Origin of the sequence: Leptospira ainlahdjerensis, assembly GCF_016919175.1 — a bacterium.
In the GTDB taxonomy this organism is placed as follows: Bacteria; Spirochaetota; Leptospiria; order Leptospirales; family Leptospiraceae; genus Leptospira; species Leptospira ainlahdjerensis.
Genome location: NZ_JAFFPU010000024.1, coordinates 252,980 through 274,037, shown reverse-complemented (window position 1 = coordinate 274,037; position 21,058 = coordinate 252,980). Strand labels below are relative to the sequence as shown.

Sequence of the window (21,058 nt, the reverse complement as noted above, 5' to 3'; positions counted from 1 at the left end):
AGGACCAGTTTCAGAGAGGAAGTCTTTTTTAAAAGTGAATTTGCAATCCCTCTCCACCCCGGTTTATAATAAATTTCCTAATTTTTCCTTCTTTTTAGAAGCAAGCTCTTCCGAAGCCCGCAAAGCAAAACTCATCGTCGTAATCTGCGGGTTTACGGAAAGACCGGTCGGATATACGGACGCATCGATCACGAAAATGTTTTTGTGACCGTACAATTCCAAACTTGGGTCCACGGCTCCTTTTTCAGGAGAATCTGCCGCCTGAATCGATCCATGGGGATGGGCCGAGCCGACGATCAAACTGCCCGGATTGAATTTTTTTTCCAAGACCCAATCAAATTTGGTATTACGATCTACCTTTACGGGTTCTTCCATATCAGGAAACGGAAAAATCAATTCTTTAGCGCCCGCTGCCGCTTGAACTTCGGCAAGCATTTTCAAGCCACGGAGCATATTTTTGCCGTCTCCTTGTGTGAGTTCGAAATAAACCTTTCTGGAACCTAAAGACCATTTTACGGAAGCATTGGCTTCCCCATCGGCCCCGTCTCGGACAAGAACAATCCCGGCGCTCATGTTAGGATACTTTTCGATCATCTCGAATTGTTTAGGACCGTAGAATGGTATCAAAGAAGCGGCTAACGTCGGACGAAAAGGAGCGACTTCTAACCAAAAACCGTATCCTGTGTTGTCTTGATTGTGACCGTCTTTGATCACCGCCGACTGAGGGGGTCCGGAGAACATATTGATTTTTTCATCAAATATGGCGAAGATCGAACTCGTCGGATGCACTTTTAAGTTTCTTCCGACCCAATCATTTCCTAAACCGGATCTTTGTAAAAGAGCGGGCCCTTCGATTGCGCCTGCGCTTACGATTACAACGGGGGCCGAAATTTTTATCTTTTGAATTACTTGATCCGGAGCTTTTTCATACGCGTCCGGAGTAAACTCGGCGACCACAACTTTTGTCGCTCCGTCGTGAATGACTTTCGCCTTCATGTTTGCGATCACCGTTGCTCCCGCCTCAATCGCATCGGGAATGTAAGTCAAAAACATGGATTGTTTTGCGTTGATAGGGCAACCCAACCCGCATCTTCCTAAACCGATACAACCTCGATTGTTGTTGTTTAATACTTCGGGATGAAGACCCAAAGCCTTACCGCCCTTCATCAAAGTATTGTTATTCGGATTGATTAGATTGGAAGGAACCGGGTGCACGCCGAGCCTTTCATGAACGGAAGAAACGTAAGGATCCATGTCTTTTCTGGAATATCCCTTCAGACCGAACCTTTGATCCCATTCCGAAGTAACGTAATCCGGCGGATACAATGACGTCTGCCAATTAACGGTTGTAGAGCCACCCACCGTTCTTCCTTGAAGAATACTGAGAGTTTGTTCTTCCGAAACAATAAAGCCCGCGTCGCGATAAAGTCTTGCAGAGGCCATAAATTCTTCACCCGTAAATTGTGCCGGAGTGAAGTAAGAACCTTCTTCGATCAAAATAACTTTCCAACCTTTCTTCGCAAGCGTCGCCGCGGCGACGGCTCCACCGGCGCCCGAACCGATGACAACGGCTTCGGTTTTTAGCTCCCAAGTACCGTCTTGGATATTTTCTCTTTCGATAATTTCTTTGTGTTTCTTTGGAGTTATGATTTTATCATTTGCTGCTGGAATTCCGCTCATCTTTACGCCTCATATCCCGCTAATTTTTGGATTCGTTTATCTTTTGAAACGAGGAAAAATGAAATTTGTCTCATGATAGAATACGCACCGCGTTTCAAATTCAGGGAAGAATTCTTCCAAGACAAAAGACGTTTCTCTCTTTCTTCCACATTCAAAGCAGTCATTGGGGTAAAGGAAAAATCCAGGGCCAAGGCCGCAAGTCTTGAAGACGGAATCAAACCTAATAGAAGAAGTACATCCTCCGTATCGATCGGCGTCGGATGACCGTAAATATAATCATCCACCGCAACACCCAAATCGAAGTCGGAGATTGGATTTCCTTTCAAAAAAACCTCGCCGATCGATTTGAAGGAAAGATAGTGATCCTCTTTCAAACCGCGAAGACGAGGAATCGATCCGGCGGAACAAGCGGTCAATCCCGGAAGAACGAATGCCGTGATTGCCATAAATTTCAGACTGAGCTTTAGAAAACGACTCCGAGGAATCGGTTCTTGTAAAAACTTCTCCAAGTTCACCTCCCGCACGCCGAACAGCGGCCACGGTTTTATATATAACAACTGTCCAACAGTTGTACAGGAGAGGAATCTCTTTGTCTATACTTTCTTCTGGAATTTTTTCATTTTCACGAAGATCTTTATTTCTTCGTAATCGATCCGATCCAGTTCCACTTCGACCTTATCACCCAGCGTATAAATCTTGGTAAATTTCTTAGAATAAAAGGAAAAGTCGGTATCCATTCTAATTTCGCCCTCGTCCGTAAATTCGGAAGCAAGCAAACACGCATCGACCGTCGGATTTTCTAGATCCACAAAAATAAGAAACGGTTTACAGCCTGTGATTGTGGCTGAGAATTCTTTGATTCCGGTTTTTTCCAAATATCTGCAAGCCTTTAACTTGTAATAATCTCTTTCCGAATCGGTTGCTTTTCTTTCTTGATGAGAACAATGAAGTCCGGCCGTGATCATATCGTCCGGAGTGTATAAAGGTTTTTTTCCAAGGAGAATGTTTTGCAGGACTCGGTGGCAAATAAGATCCGGATATCTTCGTATCGGAGATGTGAAATGACAATAGTCTTCAAAACCCAACCCCCAATGACCCAAATGTTCACCCGAGTAATAGGCCTGCATAAAGGTTCTCAACAAAAACATATTGAAGAGTCTTTCCGCAGACTTTCCTTCCAAATCTTTCAAAACAGCGCTTATGGATTTGTAACTTGAATCTTTCAGTAAAGTTTTGATTCCATTCAATTTTAAGAATGCATTGAGAGACTCGATTTTCTCATCGTCCATAGGCTCATGAACTCGGTAGAGCGTCGGTTGTTTCTTTTTCCGAATGAATTCCGCCACTTTAATATTCGCGGAAAGCATAAATTCTTCGATGAGAATATGCGCCTGAAGGCGATCTTGAACCGCTATTTCGATCACATTATGCTCGGAATCGGTGACGACCTTATTCTCCTTAAGATTCAGATCCACTCGTCCGTTTTCCACTCGTTTGGCTCGAAGAGCTTTTGCGAATTCGTTCATTCGATAAATCCAATTTTTCGTATCTCCTGATAGAATTTCGGCTTCAGCGCGATTGTATGTGTAACGTTCCGCGACCTTGATCACACTTTTATAAAATTTCGCACTTGTGATTTTGCCTTTCCAATCCGCTTCCATCTCCACTGTAAATGCGAGACGATTTTTTCCGGCGACAAGCGAACAGAGATTTTCGGAAAGTTCCGGAGGTAACATAGGAACCACTCTACTTCCTACATAAACGGAAGTCGCACGGTTGTAAGCTTCTTCGTCGAGTTCCGTTCCCAAGCGCACGTAATACGAAACATCGGCTATGTGAACAAAGAAACGAATTTTGTTTTTTTCTTCAATAAAACTGATAGCGTCGTCGAAATCTTTAGAATATTCTCCGTCGATCGTGATACATTTAAGTTCTCTCAGATCAACTCTGGATTTCCAATCCTCCACGTTGCTTTCGTCCACTTCTTCGGGGAGTTCAAGAGTGATGTTTTCCGGATAAAGAATGCTGTAATTGTATTTCATGAGCATTCTCATCAAATCCAAATCTTCCTTCGTATCGGATTCGAATCTAAGAAACTGAACTTCGTAAAGATTTCTTTCTTGTTCCGTGTCTTCCTTCAACTTAACGATCAAAACATCGCCGGACTTAATTTCATCCTGGAGATCTGTAAGAATCGTTTTACGAAGAAGATATCCTTCTTTTTCCTCACCATCTATATCCAAAAGTTTTCCGAAGATAAACTTGGGATCTTTTTCAGTGATGATCATTCGATAGAGATCGCGGCCCCGTCTTAGAATCTCATAAACTTCTCCTTCGAGACGTCCCTTCTTTCCAATTCCGTAAGGTTCGACTTCTACGAGATCACCTTGAATCGCGGATTGTGTATATTGACCCGGAACAAAAATCTCCATCCCGGAAGCTAACTTTACAAAACCGTCGCCGCGTTTGCTGATCGAAATAGTTCCTTGAAGTTTTTGATTGGAATTGACGATTATATTCTTTTTTTCTAATTCAATCAATCCTTCGGTTTCCAGAAGTTGAAGGGCTTCGGTGATCTCTCTTTCCCTTTCTTGGATCTGCCATTTCTCTCTTTTTTTACCGTAAGAATTTTGATTGTCGTCTCTGAGAATTTTTGCCGTTAAATCCTTATATAAAATCACAGAGCCTGCTCTGGATTGAAGATATTTAAGAATTCTTTTGCCAACGTCGTTTTCTCTGTAACCATCCGATCTACCGGAGGATCTTTCGTTCCTATTTCTATCGGATTTAGAATGGGTTTTCTTTTTCGGTTGAGGAGTTGTCCTCTTTTGATTTGTTTGTTTTTTCTTTTTATTCATAATAACTAAACCGTCGATTTTTCGTCGACATAGGTTCCGCGAACATAATTTGGAACCAACTTCCAATATGGATAACGATCGGGATATTCCAGCGCTTCCTCGATTCGATCTCCGATTTGATGGATCACGGAAGAAGCCGACGGAAGATTTTCTAAAATCGAAATTCCTCCAAAAAAGGCCGGATTGTCCGAATATTTTTGCGAGGTCAAATATGTCTGCAGGCGGTCTTCGGGAATTCTCTCTATTATATCATCGGGTTTTACGTCGATGGATCCAAAAAAACCTCGTTGATCTTCCATCGCGAAATAAATTTTTTTCTGTTTTGCCTCGATAGCGACAACGACGGGATCTCCGACTTCCTGAAAATAGAAAGAAGTATAAACGTTTAAACTATCGATTCCGATCGCGGGAATTTTCCAAAGTTGCGCCAAATTTCTCGCAGTCGCTACTGCAATTCGAAGACCGGTGAAAGATCCAGGACCAAGCGCGCAAACGATCAAATCGGGTTTTTTCCAACTCGACTTTTTTAGAATATTTTGCAGTTCCTGAATCAAAACTTTAGAGGATTCTCTGGGATGAATTCCGGAATATGAAGCGACGTTTTCCAAATCGGCTTTGTCAGTCAGATGGAACGATTCTACTAAAACCCATTGATTCGTGGCGTCAAAGAAAAGGATTTTCTTCATACGGGATACCTCTCCAACGAATCCCAAATGTTTTTAAGAATTGGGTAAGAATCTATATCATCACTTTTGAATGTAATGTTCCTTTCTTCTTCGGAGACGATTTGAAAATCCACTTGGATCTTGAGTGGTAATTCTCTGATTTCTTCGTTTGCAATTTGCCACCATTCTATGATCGATACACCACTTTTTCCCCAAATTTCTTCGAAGCCTAATTCTTCCAAATCCTGTCGGCTTTTCAATCGATGAAGGTCAAAGTGATGGAAAAAGTCATTCCTATCCGAAATCGGATATTGATTGATCAAGGTATATGTTGGAGAATTAACGTTTGCTGTAGGTGTGATTTTTTTTACCAATTTCGAAGTGAACGTAGTTTTACCGGCTCCCATAGAACCGGTAAACAATAAGACCGGAAATAAGTTTTGTTTCAAAGATGTTTCTATCAAGGTGGCAAGGAAAAATGCCGGTTTGTCTAATTCTTCCAACCTTAGATTCTGAAATTCGATTTCCAATTCTTCCTCAAAATAATTCGTTTACCCTTTCTTTTTCAAAACGATAAACGGAAGTACAAAATTCGCACGTGACTTCGATCATTCCGACTTCTTCGAGAATATTCATAGCCTCTTCTTTTCCAAGCGTCTGAATCAACTCTCGAATTTTGTCTTCGGAGCAATCACAGCGGAACTCGGGTTGGCCTTCTTCTAAAATCTGAACCGCAGAACGTGTCACTTCGCCGATTTTGTTCAGGCAATTGTAAATATCCTTACCTAAAAAATCGTTCACATTTTCATTGATCTCGGTTGAAAGACTTGCGATTTTTTGAATGTGTTCTTCCTTAGCCTCGGGAAGAGATTGGAGCAAGATTCCTCTTACGTCCCAATGAAATCCCGTCTTTTTTATGGAGATCGTCACAAAACAACTGATCTGTTCCGAGCTATTGAGATAATTTTGAAAATTCTCTTCGAAACTTCGATTCTGATACGGAACGACCGATTGATAGATACAGGCTCCGTCCTTCCAGCGGAAAACTTTCAAAATTCCGGAATAGTCTTCCATGAGCTGACCAGCTTCGATATTTTCCTCCGGTCTGGCTCTTAAAACGGCCTTCATTCTTCCCTTACGATCGCTGTAGGCAAGAACCGAGTGAATGGGAGAATCTTCGTTGAATTGGATTTGTAAGCTTACCTTTGTATCTTCCTTGATTTGATCCGCTAGAAAAAAAGCCCCGATCATAGCTCTAGCTAAAAGTTCAGTGTTAGCGTCGTCTAAGTTGTGTAAATTGGAAGCCGCTGTTACGGAATATGAAATTTCGGTCGCGGAATATCGGAAGTGAACATCCGGTAAAATTCCGTATATCAGTGAGTCCTGGTTGTGCATGGAATCCTTCTGTGGTGGAATAACCGAGAATTCGGTTACGCGCAGAAGTAAAATAATCTCTACGTCATTCGTATCCTCTCAGACTTTCCCCGGAAAAGACAGTATTTTTTCTTTTAGACTTCCGAGAATTGCGGTTTTCTTTCTTTTCAGATTGAAGCCATCCTTTGAAATCTCTTTCCGGAACTAAAAGGAGATTTGGAATGATATTCGGCGCAGATTATTATCCGGAACAATGGACGCAAAAAGATTGGGAGGAAGACATTCGGATCATGAAAGAGATGGGTCTTTCCTCGGTTAGACTCGCAGAGTTCGGTTGGGCGCTCATGGAGCCCAAAGAAGGGAAATATGATTTTTCCTTCTTTGACAAGATCTTAAATCTGATTCAAAAGAACGGAATGACGGCGATCCTTGGAACTCCCACCGCTACCTTTCCGCCCTGGTTGGTAAAGAAATTTCCAGACATAATACAAGAGCGGGATGGAATCAAAAGAACCATCGGAACGAGAAGACAAGCCTGTTTCTCATCTCCGGATTATAGAAAGGCTGCGGAAAAGATCGTTACTGCGATGGCGAAACATTTCGGAAATCACCCCGCGGTAATCGGATGGCAAATCGATAATGAAATCGGCCACGAAGGTTCCGATATCGATCATTCGATTACCTCCTTAAAAGCCTTTCGAGTTTGGTTGAAAAACAAATACAAAACGATTCACAATCTCAACCAAACTTGGGGAAACGTATTTTGGGGAGTTCTCTATAATTCTTTCGATGAAATTCCAATTCCAGGCGCGCACGTTTCGAGCAACTTTCATCCCTCCATGATCCAGGACTTCTATCGTTTTCATTCCGATACGATCGTTGATTTCGTAAAGCTTCAAGCGCAGATCTTAAGAAAATTCTCGGTGGGAAGACCTCTTACAACGAATCTTTATCCTTCTCCTTTTCTTCCCATCATTGACATGGCCGAGCTTGCGACTTACTTGGATTACATATCATGGGATAATTATCCGACTTGGGGAGAACAAGAAGAGCCGTTTCCACATCCCTTTATCGCTGCTATGCAGCAATACAATCGAGGTTTGAAGAATCTCCCATTCACAGTGATGGAACAAATTTCCGGATTCCAGGGACACGATCTTTTAGGATATCTTCCCGCGCCGGGGCAAACAAAACTCTGGATGAAGCATTCGATCGTTCACGGCTCTAACTCGATCTATTTTTTTCGTTATCGAACCGCTCGTTTCGGTCAGGAACAACTCTGCTACGGAATCTTAGATCACGATAAGGAAAAGACTCAGCGCTATTTCGAACTTCAAAAGGGAATCGAAGAAATGAGCGAATATGCAGACGACTTTGTGGAAGAATTATTTCCAGCACAGGTTGCGGTTGTTCACGACATCGAAAATGCGAGAAACTGGAAACACCAGCCGATTTCCACCGGACTCAAGTATTCTCCGGTTCCTTGGGCTCAACTCGGCTATGACGTCGAAATGGCAACTTGGTTTTCTGGGATGAACGTTCTCAACGTAAACACGCACTTTCGTCCTGCCTCCAAAATCGACTTCAAAGATTATAAGATCATCATACTTCCGATGTACACGATGGTGACCGATTCCATTTTTCAGAAACTCGAAAGCTTTGTGAAAGAAGGGGGAACGCTTGTTTTAGGATATAGAACCGGGGCTAAAGATTTAAACGGCTGGATGTATGATTCTCAAATCCCGGGACCGTTTACGGAAATGGCCGGTGTGAAAGTTCGAAAGTTCGAAGCGGTCGGAAATCAAAAAGTAAAGTTTAAGTTCCGCCTCTTTCCCGGAACGTGTTCTAAAATTTGCGAAATCTTAGAACCCACAACCGCTGAAGTCTGGGCTCGTTACACGGACAAAAGAAAATTCTATAAAGGACAACCTATAATTACGGCAAATTCTTATCATAAAGGAAGAGTTATTTATATCGGCGCATCCTTGGAACCTTTGAGTTTTATGCTTCTCTATCGTCGTATTTTAAAGGAAGCGAAAATTCCGTTTACGTTTTATGGACCAAGCGTGGAAAAATTAAACCGAAATGGAAGAAAAAAGAATTATGAGATTTTTATCAATCATTCCGGTAAAAAGAATTTAGCTGGTTTCAAAATTCTCGATCCTTATGAAGTTAGGATTATTGTTAAAAATAAATAAATCGAACTGTTGTTGAAAAGAAGTAGAAAGGAAAGAAATTGTTGGAGCTAAATCAAGTCGAAGAGCTGAACCGAATTCTTGCGTCCGCTTCCGGTCAAAATCGTCCTTACGAAATTTTTGTAGACAATTTACATACGCCTTTTTTGAAATTCGAGGAAAGTTATATTCTTCCACCCACTTCCGTATACGGGGTTGAATTCTCCGCGGCTAAGGAATTTCTCCTGCAAGCCGAACAACTCATTCCGGAATTGATCGCAGGTTGTCATGTGCTTCCGGAGGCAAAGCCTAAGAAAAATTCGAATCAATTGTTTTTGGTAAAACCGCTACCTTCGAATCAGGAAAACGAAGATAAAAAATTTATCTTTGTCGTGAGTTTTTTTCTTTCCTATCTCGGAGGATCTCCAGCGTCGATGTTTGTAAAACAACCCGCTCAGGGAAAAACGGCGTCGGTTCGAACTCAAAAAATTTATTTCCTAGCGAGAATTCTTCCCTTAGATTCTTTAGAAATCGAAAGTGAACAGATCGTGAATTTTCTGACCCGCCAATACAAAGAGACAGAATTTATGGTGGATGTGGATACCGTTCCGGCTTTTAATAAGATTCAACACACGTATTCCGAACTCTTTGACGACGTCGATTATTCAAAACAGATCTCATTGATTCATTCGATTCTGAACATAACAAAGGATGTCTGGCAACCGGGTAAGGTCTTTGAGCCGATCGACGTCGAATTTCATTCGATCAGTTCTCGTTTTTTGGACGGCTCTCAAGAAAGAATTTTTAGTCAATTTTCGACCATACGGCATTTGATTGATCTTTTGTTGTCGCCGGAAAGCATGACTATAGATTCAGTAATACAGGAACCTTTGCATAACTGGCTTCGTTCTTTTGGAACGGAAAGGGACGTAACTCCCTCCGGTAATATGCTTTGGAAAATCCTAAAACGAAAGTAATCTTTTTTGAAGAGAAACCCATGGACCAACCACTTGCCCCTCCCATTGATTTTCCTTTAGAGGAAATCAAACGCAGGATCAAATCTGTTCAATCTGTCTCCGGAATTTTTATCGAATCCGCTTTGAAACTTCAGAAGGATTTAAAGGCTTTCGCTTTTTCTACCGAAGCCGAAGAGAAAGATCAAATTCATAAAGCCGACGAGATGATGGGAAAATTCATTGTTGAATATCTCAGACAAAATTTTCCCTCCGATTCGATTCTTTCGGAAGACAATTACAAACACGAAGGGACAAATTCTTTTCGTTGGGTTTTAGATCCTATCGACGGTTCCATGAACTTCGTCCGTGGAATTCCTTTGTATTGTGTTTCGATTGGCTTGGAGCATAGAGAATCTCCGGTTGCGGGTGTCGTTTTTGTTCCTGGGCTAAATACCAAGTATTCTGCCATTCTTTCTCAAGGCGCTTTTAAAAACGGACTTAGAATCGACGTTTCCAATACTGAATCCCTTGCACGCGCTATGCTCGTTCCGAGCTTTCCTACAAACAGAAAAGAAATATTAAACGAAGTGATTTCCGATATCACTGCATTTATCAGTTGCGGTCGGTCCATGAGAAGAACCGGATCCTTTGTTCTCGATTCTTGCTGGGTCGCAGAAGGTTTGTTAGACGGTATTTGGGAAAAGGGCGTAAAACTCTGGGACACCGCCGCGAGCTCTGTCATTCTTACAGAAGCGGGTGGAAAGGTGACCGACTTCGGTGGAAAACGATTCTTATCCGGAAATTCGGAAGTTGTAGTATCGAATGGAAGAATTCATTCTCAGATTGTGGATATCATGAGAAACGTAAGAGACTCGATCGGCAGGAACTAAAAACTTTCAACGAGTTCATTGCGATAAACTTTTCGAGACACGTTGTATGACATTTTTAAATCTATCAAAAAAATAATCGGAAAATTCGAAACTCTGGAATCAATTTGATTTCAGAGCATATTAAAGAAGACATTGGGAATGAATTTCTTCTTCCCAATGTAGAATTTCTTTAAGGTGCGTTTAAATACGCTTCGATACTTCGAATCTGTTCGTCGTTGAGCGGAAGCCGAGTCATTAACTGGCTAGAACGTTTCGGCGTATATCCCGGCGGATAAGCGCCGCTCACAATTCTTGCCTTTAACAATTCAAAATTCGAACCTTGAATCGCCGGTCCGACAGCTCCGTCCAACGCTGGATTTTGATTGTGACAAGCCGAACAATTCGCCACATACAAACCTTTTCCCTGAGTGAGTAACTTTTGTTCGGGAGTCAGATTCTCTTCCTTACAATTGGCAAAAATCAAAACCAAAATCCCAGAGAAAAACAGGAGGCGGAAAATTCCGCCTCTAATATTCATTCTCCCCATTGAATTAAAGAAGAACCTCAAGAAGAATGTAGATAATCAAGGTAAGAACAAACCCTGACGTGATGACGCCCTTTACGGTTTTAATCGGCTTAAAAGTAGCGCTCTCAGGCGTTGCGGTTAACGCGTTTGTTTCAACCAATGCGAGAAGAACCAGAATCACACCCAAAAACGTATGAGCTTCCGAACCGGTAACGTCTACGGAAACAGTTAAGTTTCTCGCAGCGCCCATAAGGAACAACATAGGAATGGATAACAATGTGTTGGTTCTTGAAGCAAGAAGACCTCTCGCAGCTCTTGGAGCGGGATTTTCTGCGGTTTCCCCTTTTGCTGCCGCGATCACAACTTTTTGTGCGGGCCAGATCACAAACCAAACGTTAAACCACATAAGAGAACCTAAAAGTCCTCCACCAAGAATGATTGCGAGCCACTGACCGGAAGAAAGAGTAGTTCCGTTATAAAGGGAGATCCCGATCATCGTCCAACCGCTTAAGAACGTAAACATCGCGCCCCAACGGAACCACCAGAGTACGCGCGGAACTAATTGTTGAGTCGCTTTTTTCTTTGTATCCGCATCCGTCTCAGCGAAGAAAGATCCTTGTACGAAGTTAATGTACCAAAGTAGGCCGATCCAGGCAACGCCCGCGAGGAAATGTATCCATTTGAAGATGAAATACAAACCTTGATTTGTAAAGAGAGCAATCCCTTCCATAATACCTCCAATTCATCGATAGAATTTGATTTTTTAAACGCTTAAAGAAACCAAGCGCCTGAACTAAAAATAAATCCTGGAAATTAGACGCTCAGTCAAGCACTTTAGAAAGATTCTAATTTTAAAGAGAAAATAAAATCCACTTCTAAAAGGATGAAGTAGTTTCCGGAAATTTTCGCAGATCCTCGATTAAAACTTTTTCCAACACTTCAAAAAAAGATGGGGAGTCGTCTTTTTCTCCGTTCGATTGGAAGAGTTTAAAACGCTCTCGAAAAATTTCGGACTCGGATCTTAACGTAACCGTAACTTTATTTCCAGTTCGATAAGATTCCGAGACAAATCTATTTCCTCCGTTTCCATCGGATCCGTGAACAAGAAGCGTAAAAAAATTATCAAAGTATTCTTCGATATTACCCGGAATAAACCAGTTCACCATTCCAGGCGGAAAAATTTGTAAGAATCTTCCGCTTATTTTCTTTTCGGGAATTTTTGAAAATTCTCCCGTCATCTTTTCATAATTCTTAGATGAAAAAAAACGAAGCTTATATCCTAAACTTCTAATATCAATTTTTAGACCGTATGCTTGAATGAATAAGGAAACTCGAATGTGAAGAGTTTCGGGTCTGAGCCAGTAACCGGGAGGTGTATCCGGAATTTTTAAGAATGTTTTTGTTTTTTCATTATAAAGTTCAATTCCGCTCAAAAAATCTCCGGATTTAAAAATTGTAATTCGATAAGAAGTTTGATTTAAAAGTTTAAGCATCTTCTTATAAAATTCGGGGAATCTTTTACCGGTGGATTCGTCGACTTCATACATAAGCCACGAAGAATTTTCTGACCGGCCGACATCACAATTGGAAACGGAACAAAGGTAGCGGTGTGCGGCGGAAATTTTCTCGAATTTTGTGGAAAGATCCGCGTTAGAACGAAAATAGTTCTGCAATTGATCCACGTGGGAAAAAAATTCATGATAACTAAAAGCTGGAAGAATCGATTCAGTTTTTCTTTTCATTCGATATGTTTTTTGATCCTTAAAAGAAGAAGGAACGTAATCCACATGAATCTTGTACGGAGAATTATCTGGTGGCTTTTCAGTTGTTAGAACGGATTGAAATCCACGATCGGTTTTACGAAGATAAAAATCGATTGAGAGAATCCCTTCCTTTTCCTGAAGAAAGGACTCGTCGGCAGAAGTCAAATTCCCATAGAGTGCATTTCGAATTCCACCCGAAGGATATTCTATCGAAAGAGCTTTTTGAAAAGAAAGGTATTCCTGCCAATAGGCAGCTTGATTCGGTTTTTTTTGAACACAATTGTATGTTAAAAATCCAATTAAAATCCAGAGAAGAATCCGGCGGTGGTTACTTTCTTTGCTTTCGAATGATTTCATAGAGTTTATCCACCGTGCTATCGTCTAGCGTCTGATAATAAGATTCATAGATCAACTTCTTGTTCCCTGAAAAAATTCTTAACCAGGAAAAATTCGGTTTAATACCGGAAGATAAAATTCCCGTCTCATCAAAAAAAACCGATTCGTAATTTTTTGATTCATTCTCCTGGATATAAGAATAGACCATTTCAGGTGCGTTTCGTAAATCGATGAACGCCACAAATTCTATCTCGTCTTTGGACTCATCGATGAGATTCTGCATTCTCCAATAAATCTTTCTTCCGTGTTTTCTACAAAGAACGATATCCCGAAATCCGCAACCTAAGAACATCGAAGTTTTTCCTTTTAGATTTTTGGAATTGAGTTTACGTCCCCTTTGATCCCTGACCTGAAAATCGGGAAGATCGGAAGAAAAAATTGAGATCGAAAAAAAACTGAAAGATAACAACAAAAGCCACTTCATCATCTGATTCCTACCTGGTCTGATAACGGAAAACATCGGCCCAATGAATCACAGCCTTATCACAAATTGCCAGATCTTAAAAAAATCTGTCGGAACCACGACAAATCTTCCGTAAAAGTCGCGCGCCCCGCCCGATTTTCGGGTGGCGGGGCGGGTGGTGGAAAAATTCCGGAGACTTTTCTCTATCACAAAATTCTAATTTCGCAAGAAAAAATTTTCGTGTAGGAACTCCTACAAAATTCCTTTCCTCTCGGGACGATTCTCGTCGTATCTCCTCTTATCTGTGATTAAGGTTATGCAAAGAAGATTGGAAGGCTTTGTCGAATAAAGTTTGCATCGTTTTAGATATCTTTTCAAAAAAATATCTCTTGGTTCTTCACGATACAATTAATCGAAATTCATCGATGCTTGGCAAAATTCTCCCACTTTGCATTCGTACAACTCTTCCGAAAATACGTCTTTGAATTTGAACTCTCTAAACTCTTCCAAACCGCTTTCATAAACTTCATAAATGTCTACGGGTTGTTTTCTTCCTTTTACAAATTCAGTCTCTATCAGTCTAATCCCAACCTCGCTCATTCTCTTTAGTTGAAAGTAGGTATGATGAGAATCAGAATTTTACTTTGATAAAGGGATGTAAGAGATCGTAGCGCGAAAGCAGAATTGATCACCTTTGCTAAACTACAGTACCCATTCATCGATCGGATCCTACCGTTCCTAAAATCAACGATCCCGCGTTGATTCTGATTTCTAAGTTCCATCCGGGAGGGGCAGCAAATCGTTTTGAATCATTCCGGATTGAAAAACGAAAATTGTCCAAATCTTGAAATCGAGCTTTGTCCGCGAAATTAAAATTTTCTATATCGACTCAATCATCGTAATCAGCGAACAACGCGAAGACGGCCGCACTTACACATTTGTCCACAAAACCTGCCGATCGATAAGCTATCTTTTCCATTTCGGAAAAATAAGAATTTAAGAATGCGATCCTCTGATTCGGATTGAGATCGAGCTGATTGTCTCGGATCACTTTCCACTCCGCTTTTATCAGATCCAAAATTTCGGAACTATTGCACGAGCAAAAAGGATAAGTAGATTATAAAGTTCTTTAGAATCCGGATTTTGAGACCATCGCTCAACAAATTCGGAATCCTGCGATGGAAATTTCTTAGTCAAAAAGAAAATAAAAGATCGAATCACATAACAAGTTCGTCTTCACCCGCACGGGCCACCACGATTTCACCTGCGTCTTCCAATTTACGAATGATGTTTACGATTTTTTGCTGAGCGTCTTCCACGTCTTTGATCCGGATCGGGCCCATAAAGTCCATATCTTCGCGCAACAGGTTCGCCGCGCGCTTAGACATGTTTTTAAAGATTTTTTCCTGAACCTCTGTATCGACCGATTTCAACGCTTTTGCGAGGTCTGAGTTATCCACTTCTCGCATCACTTTTTGAATCGCGCGGTCATCCAAGAGGACGATATCTTCGAAGACGAACATCCGTTTTTTGATCTCTTCGGCAAGCTCTGGATCTTCTTCTTCCAAAGCTTCGATGATTGTCTTTTCCGTTCCCCGGTCGACCAAGTTCAAAATCTCGACGACGGAATCTATACCACCGGCAGAAGTATAGTCTTCCGAAGCCAGTGTAGAGAGTTTTCTTTCAAGAACCCGCTCCACTTCTCTCAATACGTCCGGACTCACCCGGTCCATCGTTGCGATTCGTTTTGCGACTTCGGCTTGGATCGTGTGAGGTAAGTTGGAAAGAATATTCGAAGCCTTCTGCGGATCCAAATAGGAAAGAATCAAGGCGATGGTCTGAGGGTGTTCGTTCTGGATAAAGTTTAATAAGTGCTGCGGGTCCGTTCTTCGAATAAAGTCGAAAGGTCTTACCTGCAAAGAAGAGGTAAGACGATTGATGATATCGATCGCTTTCTGATTTCCAAGCGCTTTTTCCAAAAGACCACGGGCAAAGTCGATACCGCCGTTTGAGATAAACTCTTGAGCCATCATGAGCTCGTTGAATTCTACTAAAACTTTCTCCTTATCTTCCGGAGTGATTTTATCAAGACGGGCGATCTCAAACGTAATCTGTTCGATTTCATCTTCTCGGAGGTGCTTAAAAATCTCCGAAGACACTTCGCTACCGACCGCGATGAGAAAAATTGCGGCCTTTTGTCTTCCGGTTAAATTTGTCTTCTTATTGAGCACTTCCGAGTCTACCTGTATGAATCCTATCGGTTAAAACGGTTCTTTTCAATGAAAAGATTTTTGGGATCGGAGAAGAATTTTGTTCCGCAGAAAAGAACGGATTCTTCCTTTTGAAGGAGTCTATCTCAGAAAACTTGACCTTTCTCGAGACGTAAAAACAATCGGAGCAGGAGAATTCCATTGAAACTCAAAGTTTACGAATATAAAAACTGCAACACTTGCAGAAACGCTCTTAAATACCTTTCCGGTAAAAAAGTTGAATTGGAAGTTCTTCCGATTCGAGAAACGCCACCCAAAAAAACAGAACTCAAGACGATGCTAAAATATGTCGGAAACGATTCTAAAAAACTCTTCAACACCTCCGGTGGTGATTACAAAGAATTGGGTCTGAAAGATAAGTTAGCCACAATGCCTTTAGAGGACCAATTGGATCTTCTTTCTAAAAACGGAAATTTAGTTAAACGTCCTTTTGTCCTTGGCGAAGGTTTCGGCTTTGTAGGTTTTAAAGAAGAGGACTGGAAAAAGGAAATCCGTTAGTTACAAATCGACCGAACTTCCAAAAGCCCCCGTGGCATCGGGGTCGTTAAGAACTTGAGGCGCTGAAACGTAACCTGTGGCCCCGTCCGAAATGTAGAGATAGGCTTTACCGACAAAGGCGCCTCCTCCGATTGAATTTGGAGCTCCTACTAAGAAATCCGCAAATCCGTCTCCATTGATATCTCCAGCACTAATCACATTTCCCATGTTTCCCTGATTCACGTCTTGAGTTAAAAAGTTTAAATGAGTAGAAGCAAGCGTAGAAAGATTTCCATCATACAAGAACGTTTGAACGCATCCTTGTGCCGGAAATGCGCTCGTGTAAGAATAACCTCCATTTAGAATATCGAGAAATCCGTCGCCGTTGATATCGCCCGAAGCCACGGAAGTTCCCGATTGTGAACCGGCAAAACCAGCGACGGGACTGTTCAATGCATTTGTAAGAAGTCCGCCATTGGAAAGGTACAGATACGTTCTCCCCGAAGTCGACGGCTCTTGATAGGCTCCCAGAACTAAATCGGAAAGACCGTCTCTATTGATGTCCGCAGTCGCTGCAGAATTTGCATACCAGTTATTGGTTATGGAACCAGGAAGTAATTGAGAAAGCGTAGCTAACGTGTTGCCTTGAGAAAGATGTACAAAGAGCGCCCCGTTTTGACCGGAACCGACTGCCCCTATCAAAGCATCGGATTTCCGATCCCCATTGATATCTCCAAGAGCGACCGAATAGCCGTAGAATTGATTGCTACCGGCAAGCCCAGGATTATTCATCTGCTGAACGAAACTGACTCCTTGACCAATGATTGCATTGGATGTAAAAACGTAAACAGCCCCGTTGTTTCCGGCGTCATAAGGGGATCCAACGAGAAGATCCGAAAATCCGTCGCCGTTAATATCTCCGGCGGCAAGATTTAAGATTCCAGTTCCAACCGTAGTTGGGGTCAACTGAGTAAGGGAAAGTCCGCCTGATCCACCTAAGGATCGATAGATCGCAAAATTGGCGGCGGCGTTTGAGACGGCCGCATCCGCATAACCATCACCGTCAATATCACTCAGTACTACCGAGTAACCAAAACCGCCGACTCCATTAATCGTCGTTATTGGAGTTCCGTCCAAACCTTTTCCTTCTCCCAGCGAAAGATAGGCTCTTGCCCGGGCCGAATTCTGAGACCCTATCAAAGCATCCGGATAACCGTCTCCATTGATATCTTTATTCAAACCTTTTTGTAAGGTTACAGTGAAAGGAAGAGACTTACGTCCGTTGTTTGAAACTGATCGTATGGAAATCGTATGCAAACTCCAATCCTTCCAAATTCCGGAATCAGGAATTGTGGAAGGAACTCCGGCCGCCGGAAGCTGAAATTTCCACTGCGCTCCCCATATTTTCGCACCGGTATACGGACCTGAATCTAAAGAAACCTCCACTCCAGTAATGGAAGAATCGAAATCTCCTGAAATAAAGCCAGAGTTTAAAAGCCCTTTTGGACCAACGCTTAGAAGACGTGGCGGCTGCAACGCTTCACTGAAGCTAACTCCGCAAGAATTCGCTTCACCTCCGTTCACAAAGAAACTCACTATCAGATTCTTATAAAATAAAGATCCGGTTCCGTCACATAAATTTTCCATGGACTTCACCGCGCAGGACGACAAAAGCAATACGTTTATAAGAATGAGAAAAATATTGAATCGCATATTTAAGGGTAGTCGATAATATATTTACTAAAAATTAAAGCGAAATCCATATCAGTGGACGAATTTTCGTTTAGAAAAATTGAATTTCTTTTCGGAAGGAATGTACAAGATCGAAGTACTTAAAAAGATTTATAAAAGCTCCGAGCCCTTACCTTCTCTTTGAACAATAAGTTCGTCCCCGGTAACGTCCAGAATAGTCGAGAGCTCCACATCGACAATTCCACCGTCTATAATTGCTTCAATCCGCGATCCATAAATTTCCTCTAAGGATTCTACTTCAATGATAAACTCGTCGTTTGCGAAAACAGAAGTGGAAGTAAGCGGATTCGGATGGATTTTCATCAATTCTTGCAAATAGATCGCGTCGGGAATTCTAATTCCGATTTGTTTTTCTTTCTGATTGGAAAAGGAGACTCGAGGAAGGTGTTTATTCGCTCGAATAATAAAAGTAAACGGTCCCGGCGTAAGTTTTTTCATTAAACGAAACGCTTCATTCGGAAGGTATTCAATGTAATTCGAAGCCACGGAAATGTTTGGACAAAGAAGGGAAAGAGGCTGATTTTTCGGAATATTCTTCAGTTCGTATAATTTTTCCACACCAATCTTTGATTGAGAATCTGCAACGAGCGCATAAACAGTGTCAGTTGGAAAAATATAAACCTTCCCCTCCAACAGATTTTCTGAAATCTGTTGGAGTTTTCTTTTTTCAGGATTGATTGGATGAAGAAAAACGATCATCAGTGATTAGACTCTTTTTCAAAGTCCCGCGGTTATTCCCCCGTCCACAACGATCGTTTGACCTGTAACATAGGCAGAAGCATCGCTCGCGAGATAAATCGCGGCTCCGACTAAATCTTCCGGCTTCCCCATTCTCCCCATCGGAATCGCCTTTACCATCTGTTCCATCACTTCCGGTTTTTCTTTGATCATCTCCGTCATATCGGTATCGATAAAACCAGGGCATATCGCGTTGACTCGATAACCGGATCCGATCCATTCGACAGCCAGGGCCCTCGTCATGTTGATAACCGCGCCTTTCGTACCGGAATAAACGGATGCAAATTTAGTTCCTCTCATTCCAAGAATGGAAGCAACGTTGATGATATTTCCGCCTTTCTTTTTATGAATTTTATAATACGAAGCACAGGTTCTAAAAACTCCGGTGAAGTTAGTCTGAATGATCGATTCGATCTCGTCTTCTTTTAAAAAAGCGGCCGGTTTGTTTGCCGCGATCCCGGCGTTGTTCACCAAAACATCCAGTTTACCGTGTTCTTTTACAATGGATTCGATGATAGAAGTCATCGCGTCCGGCTGACGAATGTCCGCAGCGAAACCTTTGATGCCAGTGCCCGCAAATTTTTTTACCGATTCCTCCGAAGAACCCGTTCCGTAAACGATAGCTCCGGCTTCTTTAAATCCCTGGGCAAAGTATTTTCCGATTCCTCGGGTGGACCCCGTAACAAGAACCGTTTTATTTTTTAAATTGAATAGATCGTTCAATTGTATTTACTCCTGATTGTATTTTGGTTTTACCGGATAACAAGGTCTTATATTCTCTATCGATTCTTCGTTCGTCGCGCCCTCGGGACGTTTTCCGCGTTCCGTATCGAAAGTGCGGATCAGTTTTCTAGAATCGATTCTAATATTCTTTCCAAAGTCCGAACTAGTATCACGGGTTTTTTCTTTCTTAGGTTTTTTATCCGAATATGGATCGAAAATTTCGACACCCCTTTCATCTTTTTCGATCGTTAAGTCGTCAACAAGAACTTCTCTATTGATATAATGTGCTCCATCGCTTTCATAAGTGTTGTGCAGGGGATCACAATCAAACATATCGATTTTAGTGATGATCTTATCGCAGAAGAGCAGGTATTCTTTGCAAAGATATTGGAAGCTTTGTTCTTTTACACGATCAAAACTTCCTCTTCTACACGATGGTAGCAAAATTGCGATTAAAAAGAATGCGAAAATTTTTCTTAAATAGGGTGAGCTCATGAACTTCATCTTAAAATATTAAGGTTTTGTACTATTTTGTTTCTCGGGAGACGGAGAATCGTTTTTCGATTCGTTTTCTTTCTGAAGTTTACCGGATGAAATCCCGAGTTTCCACTCATAGGATTTCAAGGTTCGAATTCGATCCTTCTTTCTTTCTTCCTCAGACTCGGAATGAAGCTTGTTTTCCGCATCATCCCAGTAGATCAACTCGTCCGGTTTTAAATAATCCGTTTCTAGAATTCTGTTTTTTGAAATTCGATCCGAAAGCGAAATTGCGGAATCTTCCCTCTTTCCAAGAAGAATTTTAATTTGATAGAGGGAAATCAATGCTTGTTTTTGAAAATACAAAGCAGTCGTACGTTCCCCTTTTCCCAATTCTCTTACTGAAGTTTTTGCGGTCTCCCCAGAACGAACATAATATTTTTCTAAAACCGGGAGAATGTTGCGATTTCTATTTTTCTGATCCAATCGAATCGCGACGATCATAGGAGCCAGCTCTTGCCCCAGTTGAATCGCCTTTGTCTCGTAATCTCTTCTCAAAATTTCTTCCAGAGGAACGAGTGCTTTGTAGACGTTCTCAAATCCTGTCGTTGCCGCAGAATACTCCGCTCTGAGATACGAAGTTTCAGCCTGTCCATAATCCGCCGTAATTTTATCTAGATCTTGTTTTTTTCCAAAGTTCAAAAGAGAGGTTCGAATCCCCTTTAAGCCGAGAAAGGCTTTTTTACGAACGGATTCTAACTTTCCGGTTTCAACCAAATCTTTCTCGGAACTGATCTTTGTATTTTCATTGGAATTCTTTGGATCGTTCGTTTTTTCTTGAGAGAGAATAGGACCGATTGAAAGTAGAAATAGGAAACAGAAAAAAGCGCGAAGATAAGATGATTTTTGATTCTCTTTCATCCATACCAATATCGACAGGAAAACGGGTGCAAAGCA

The 21,058-nt window shown here is 41.6% G+C and carries 22 protein-coding genes; 4 read left to right on the top strand and 18 right to left on the bottom strand.

Features of this window, described 5'->3' with window-relative positions; genetic code table 11:
* Nucleotides 1–63: 63 nt before the first annotated feature.
* From JWG45_RS06535 to JWG45_RS06510, 6 genes are all read right to left on the bottom strand, one after another.
* Nucleotides 64–1,680, bottom strand: a complete 1,617-nt coding sequence (locus JWG45_RS06535; protein WP_205278945.1) for a GMC family oxidoreductase N-terminal domain-containing protein — start codon at nucleotides 1,678–1,680, stop codon at nucleotides 64–66.
* 2 nt (nucleotides 1,681–1,682) lie between these two features.
* On the bottom strand, nucleotides 1,683–2,189 hold the full coding sequence (locus JWG45_RS06530; RefSeq protein WP_205278944.1) for a hypothetical protein: 507 nt from the start codon (nucleotides 2,187–2,189) through the stop codon (nucleotides 1,683–1,685).
* Nucleotides 2,190–2,273: 84 nt separating this feature from the next.
* A complete protein-coding gene (locus JWG45_RS06525) occupies nucleotides 2,274–4,538 on the bottom strand; it encodes a ribonuclease R family protein (RefSeq protein WP_205278943.1) in 2,265 nt (754 codons plus the stop codon).
* Nucleotides 4,539–4,543: 5 nt separating this feature from the next.
* On the bottom strand, nucleotides 4,544–5,224 hold the full coding sequence (gene tsaB / locus JWG45_RS06520) for a tRNA (adenosine(37)-N6)-threonylcarbamoyltransferase complex dimerization subunit type 1 TsaB (protein WP_205278942.1): 681 nt from the start codon (nucleotides 5,222–5,224) through the stop codon (nucleotides 4,544–4,546).
* Nucleotides 5,221–5,733 carry a tRNA (adenosine(37)-N6)-threonylcarbamoyltransferase complex ATPase subunit type 1 TsaE gene (tsaE, locus tag JWG45_RS06515; protein ID WP_205278941.1) on the bottom strand — a complete coding sequence of 171 codons (513 nt, stop codon included), beginning with the start codon at nucleotides 5,731–5,733 and terminating at the stop codon, nucleotides 5,221–5,223. Before tsaE ends, tsaB begins: the two co-directional genes overlap by 4 nt.
* Nucleotides 5,734–5,740: 7 nt before the next feature.
* Entirely contained in the window at nucleotides 5,741–6,598 is an 858-nt protein-coding gene (locus JWG45_RS06510; RefSeq protein WP_205278940.1) for an Hsp33 family molecular chaperone HslO, read from the bottom strand.
* A 200-nt stretch (nucleotides 6,599–6,798) separates the two neighbouring features.
* On the opposite strand from JWG45_RS06510, the gene JWG45_RS06505 reads away from it, so the two are divergent.
* Genes JWG45_RS06505 through JWG45_RS06495 form a run of 3 tightly spaced genes read left to right on the top strand, consistent with a single transcriptional unit; the run spans nucleotide 6,799 to nucleotide 10,597 of the window.
* Nucleotides 6,799–8,775: a beta-galactosidase gene (locus tag JWG45_RS06505; RefSeq protein ID WP_205278939.1), complete on the top strand. Its 1,977-nt coding sequence runs from the start codon at nucleotides 6,799–6,801 to the stop codon at nucleotides 8,773–8,775.
* A 41-nt stretch (nucleotides 8,776–8,816) separates the two neighbouring features.
* Nucleotides 8,817–9,728 (top strand): LIC_10030 family protein, encoded by a 912-nt coding sequence (locus JWG45_RS06500; RefSeq protein ID WP_205278938.1) that lies wholly within the window; start codon nucleotides 8,817–8,819, stop codon nucleotides 9,726–9,728.
* A 20-nt stretch (nucleotides 9,729–9,748) separates the two neighbouring features.
* The gene (locus JWG45_RS06495) at nucleotides 9,749–10,597 is read left to right on the top strand and encodes an inositol monophosphatase family protein (protein WP_205278937.1); all 849 of its coding nucleotides are present in this window, start codon (nucleotides 9,749–9,751) and stop codon (nucleotides 10,595–10,597) included.
* A gap of 169 nt (nucleotides 10,598–10,766) precedes the next feature.
* Here the strand turns inward: JWG45_RS06495 and JWG45_RS06490 are convergent, their stop codons facing one another.
* The 7 genes from JWG45_RS06490 to fliG form a co-directional block, all read right to left on the bottom strand.
* Nucleotides 10,767–11,123 carry a c-type cytochrome gene (locus JWG45_RS06490; protein ID WP_408611608.1) on the bottom strand — a complete coding sequence of 119 codons (357 nt, stop codon included), beginning with the start codon at nucleotides 11,121–11,123 and terminating at the stop codon, nucleotides 10,767–10,769.
* A gap of 4 nt (nucleotides 11,124–11,127) precedes the next feature.
* Complete coding sequence (locus tag JWG45_RS06485; protein WP_205278935.1) at nucleotides 11,128–11,832, bottom strand: urate hydroxylase PuuD; 705 nt, start codon at nucleotides 11,830–11,832, stop codon at nucleotides 11,128–11,130.
* Between the two features lie 145 nt (nucleotides 11,833–11,977).
* Complete coding sequence (locus tag JWG45_RS06480) at nucleotides 11,978–13,222, bottom strand: LIC10025 family lipoprotein (RefSeq protein WP_205278934.1); 1,245 nt, start codon at nucleotides 13,220–13,222, stop codon at nucleotides 11,978–11,980.
* A complete protein-coding gene (locus JWG45_RS06475; RefSeq protein WP_332476322.1) occupies nucleotides 13,194–13,688 on the bottom strand; it encodes a hypothetical protein in 495 nt (164 codons plus the stop codon). The genes JWG45_RS06480 and JWG45_RS06475 overlap by 29 nt, the downstream gene beginning before the upstream one ends.
* 384 nt (nucleotides 13,689–14,072) lie before the next feature.
* Nucleotides 14,073–14,264 (bottom strand): hypothetical protein, encoded by a 192-nt coding sequence (locus JWG45_RS06470; protein ID WP_205278933.1) that lies wholly within the window; start codon nucleotides 14,262–14,264, stop codon nucleotides 14,073–14,075.
* A 289-nt stretch (nucleotides 14,265–14,553) separates the two neighbouring features.
* Nucleotides 14,554–14,742, bottom strand: coding sequence for a hypothetical protein (locus tag JWG45_RS06465; RefSeq protein WP_205278932.1), 189 nt, complete (start codon nucleotides 14,740–14,742; stop codon nucleotides 14,554–14,556).
* A 139-nt stretch (nucleotides 14,743–14,881) separates the two neighbouring features.
* Entirely contained in the window at nucleotides 14,882–15,895 is a 1,014-nt protein-coding gene (gene fliG, locus JWG45_RS06460; RefSeq protein WP_069605674.1) for a flagellar motor switch protein FliG, read from the bottom strand.
* 180 nt (nucleotides 15,896–16,075) lie between these two features.
* On the opposite strand from fliG, the gene JWG45_RS06455 reads away from it, so the two are divergent.
* On the top strand, nucleotides 16,076–16,432 hold the full coding sequence (locus JWG45_RS06455) for an arsenate reductase family protein (protein WP_205278931.1): 357 nt from the start codon (nucleotides 16,076–16,078) through the stop codon (nucleotides 16,430–16,432).
* On the opposite strand, the gene JWG45_RS06450 is transcribed toward JWG45_RS06455, so the two are convergent.
* The 5 genes from JWG45_RS06450 to JWG45_RS06430 all read right to left on the bottom strand — a co-directional run bounded on the left by JWG45_RS06450 (nucleotide 16,433) and on the right by JWG45_RS06430 (nucleotide 21,022).
* Nucleotides 16,433–18,124, bottom strand: coding sequence for an FG-GAP-like repeat-containing protein (locus tag JWG45_RS06450; protein ID WP_205278930.1), 1,692 nt, complete (start codon nucleotides 18,122–18,124; stop codon nucleotides 16,433–16,435).
* 129 nt (nucleotides 18,125–18,253) lie between these two features.
* Nucleotides 18,254–18,862, bottom strand: coding sequence for an L-threonylcarbamoyladenylate synthase (locus JWG45_RS06445; protein ID WP_205278929.1), 609 nt, complete (start codon nucleotides 18,860–18,862; stop codon nucleotides 18,254–18,256).
* A gap of 18 nt (nucleotides 18,863–18,880) precedes the next feature.
* Nucleotides 18,881–19,624, bottom strand: a complete 744-nt coding sequence (locus JWG45_RS06440; protein WP_205278928.1) for an SDR family NAD(P)-dependent oxidoreductase — start codon at nucleotides 19,622–19,624, stop codon at nucleotides 18,881–18,883.
* A gap of 6 nt (nucleotides 19,625–19,630) precedes the next feature.
* Entirely contained in the window at nucleotides 19,631–20,128 is a 498-nt protein-coding gene (locus JWG45_RS06435; protein ID WP_205278927.1) for a hypothetical protein, read from the bottom strand.
* A 9-nt stretch (nucleotides 20,129–20,137) separates the two neighbouring features.
* Entirely contained in the window at nucleotides 20,138–21,022 is an 885-nt protein-coding gene (locus JWG45_RS06430) for a hypothetical protein (RefSeq protein ID WP_205278926.1), read from the bottom strand.
* Nucleotides 21,023–21,058: the final 36 nt, after the last annotated feature.

Bases quoted from the DNA above. Each gene is read 5' to 3' on its own strand.
- JWG45_RS06535 (WP_205278945.1), bottom strand. From the start codon at position 1,680: ATGAGCGGAATTCCAGCAGCAAATGATAAAATCATAACTCCAAAGAAA.
- JWG45_RS06525 (WP_205278943.1), bottom strand. From the start codon at position 4,538: ATGAATAAAAAGAAAAAACAAACAAATCAAAAGAGGACAACTCCTCAA.
- tsaB (WP_205278942.1), bottom strand. From the start codon at position 5,224: ATGAAGAAAATCCTTTTCTTTGACGCCACGAATCAATGGGTTTTAGTA.
- JWG45_RS06510 (WP_205278940.1), bottom strand. From the start codon at position 6,598: ATGCACAACCAGGACTCACTGATATACGGAATTTTACCGGATGTTCAC.
- JWG45_RS06505 (WP_205278939.1), top strand. From the start codon at position 6,799: ATGATATTCGGCGCAGATTATTATCCGGAACAATGGACGCAAAAAGAT.
- JWG45_RS06495 (WP_205278937.1), top strand. From the start codon at position 9,749: ATGGACCAACCACTTGCCCCTCCCATTGATTTTCCTTTAGAGGAAATC.
- JWG45_RS06490 (WP_408611608.1), bottom strand. From the start codon at position 11,123: ATGGGGAGAATGAATATTAGAGGCGGAATTTTCCGCCTCCTGTTTTTC.
- JWG45_RS06485 (WP_205278935.1), bottom strand. From the start codon at position 11,832: ATGGAAGGGATTGCTCTCTTTACAAATCAAGGTTTGTATTTCATCTTC.
- JWG45_RS06480 (WP_205278934.1), bottom strand. From the start codon at position 13,222: ATGAAATCATTCGAAAGCAAAGAAAGTAACCACCGCCGGATTCTTCTC.
- JWG45_RS06475 (WP_332476322.1), bottom strand. From the start codon at position 13,688: ATGATGAAGTGGCTTTTGTTGTTATCTTTCAGTTTTTTTTCGATCTCA.
- JWG45_RS06470 (WP_205278933.1), bottom strand. From the start codon at position 14,264: ATGAGCGAGGTTGGGATTAGACTGATAGAGACTGAATTTGTAAAAGGA.
- JWG45_RS06450 (WP_205278930.1), bottom strand. From the start codon at position 18,124: ATGCGATTCAATATTTTTCTCATTCTTATAAACGTATTGCTTTTGTCG.
- JWG45_RS06445 (WP_205278929.1), bottom strand. From the start codon at position 18,862: ATGATCGTTTTTCTTCATCCAATCAATCCTGAAAAAAGAAAACTCCAA.
- JWG45_RS06435 (WP_205278927.1), bottom strand. From the start codon at position 20,128: ATGAAGTTCATGAGCTCACCCTATTTAAGAAAAATTTTCGCATTCTTT.
- JWG45_RS06430 (WP_205278926.1), bottom strand. From the start codon at position 21,022: ATGAAAGAGAATCAAAAATCATCTTATCTTCGCGCTTTTTTCTGTTTC.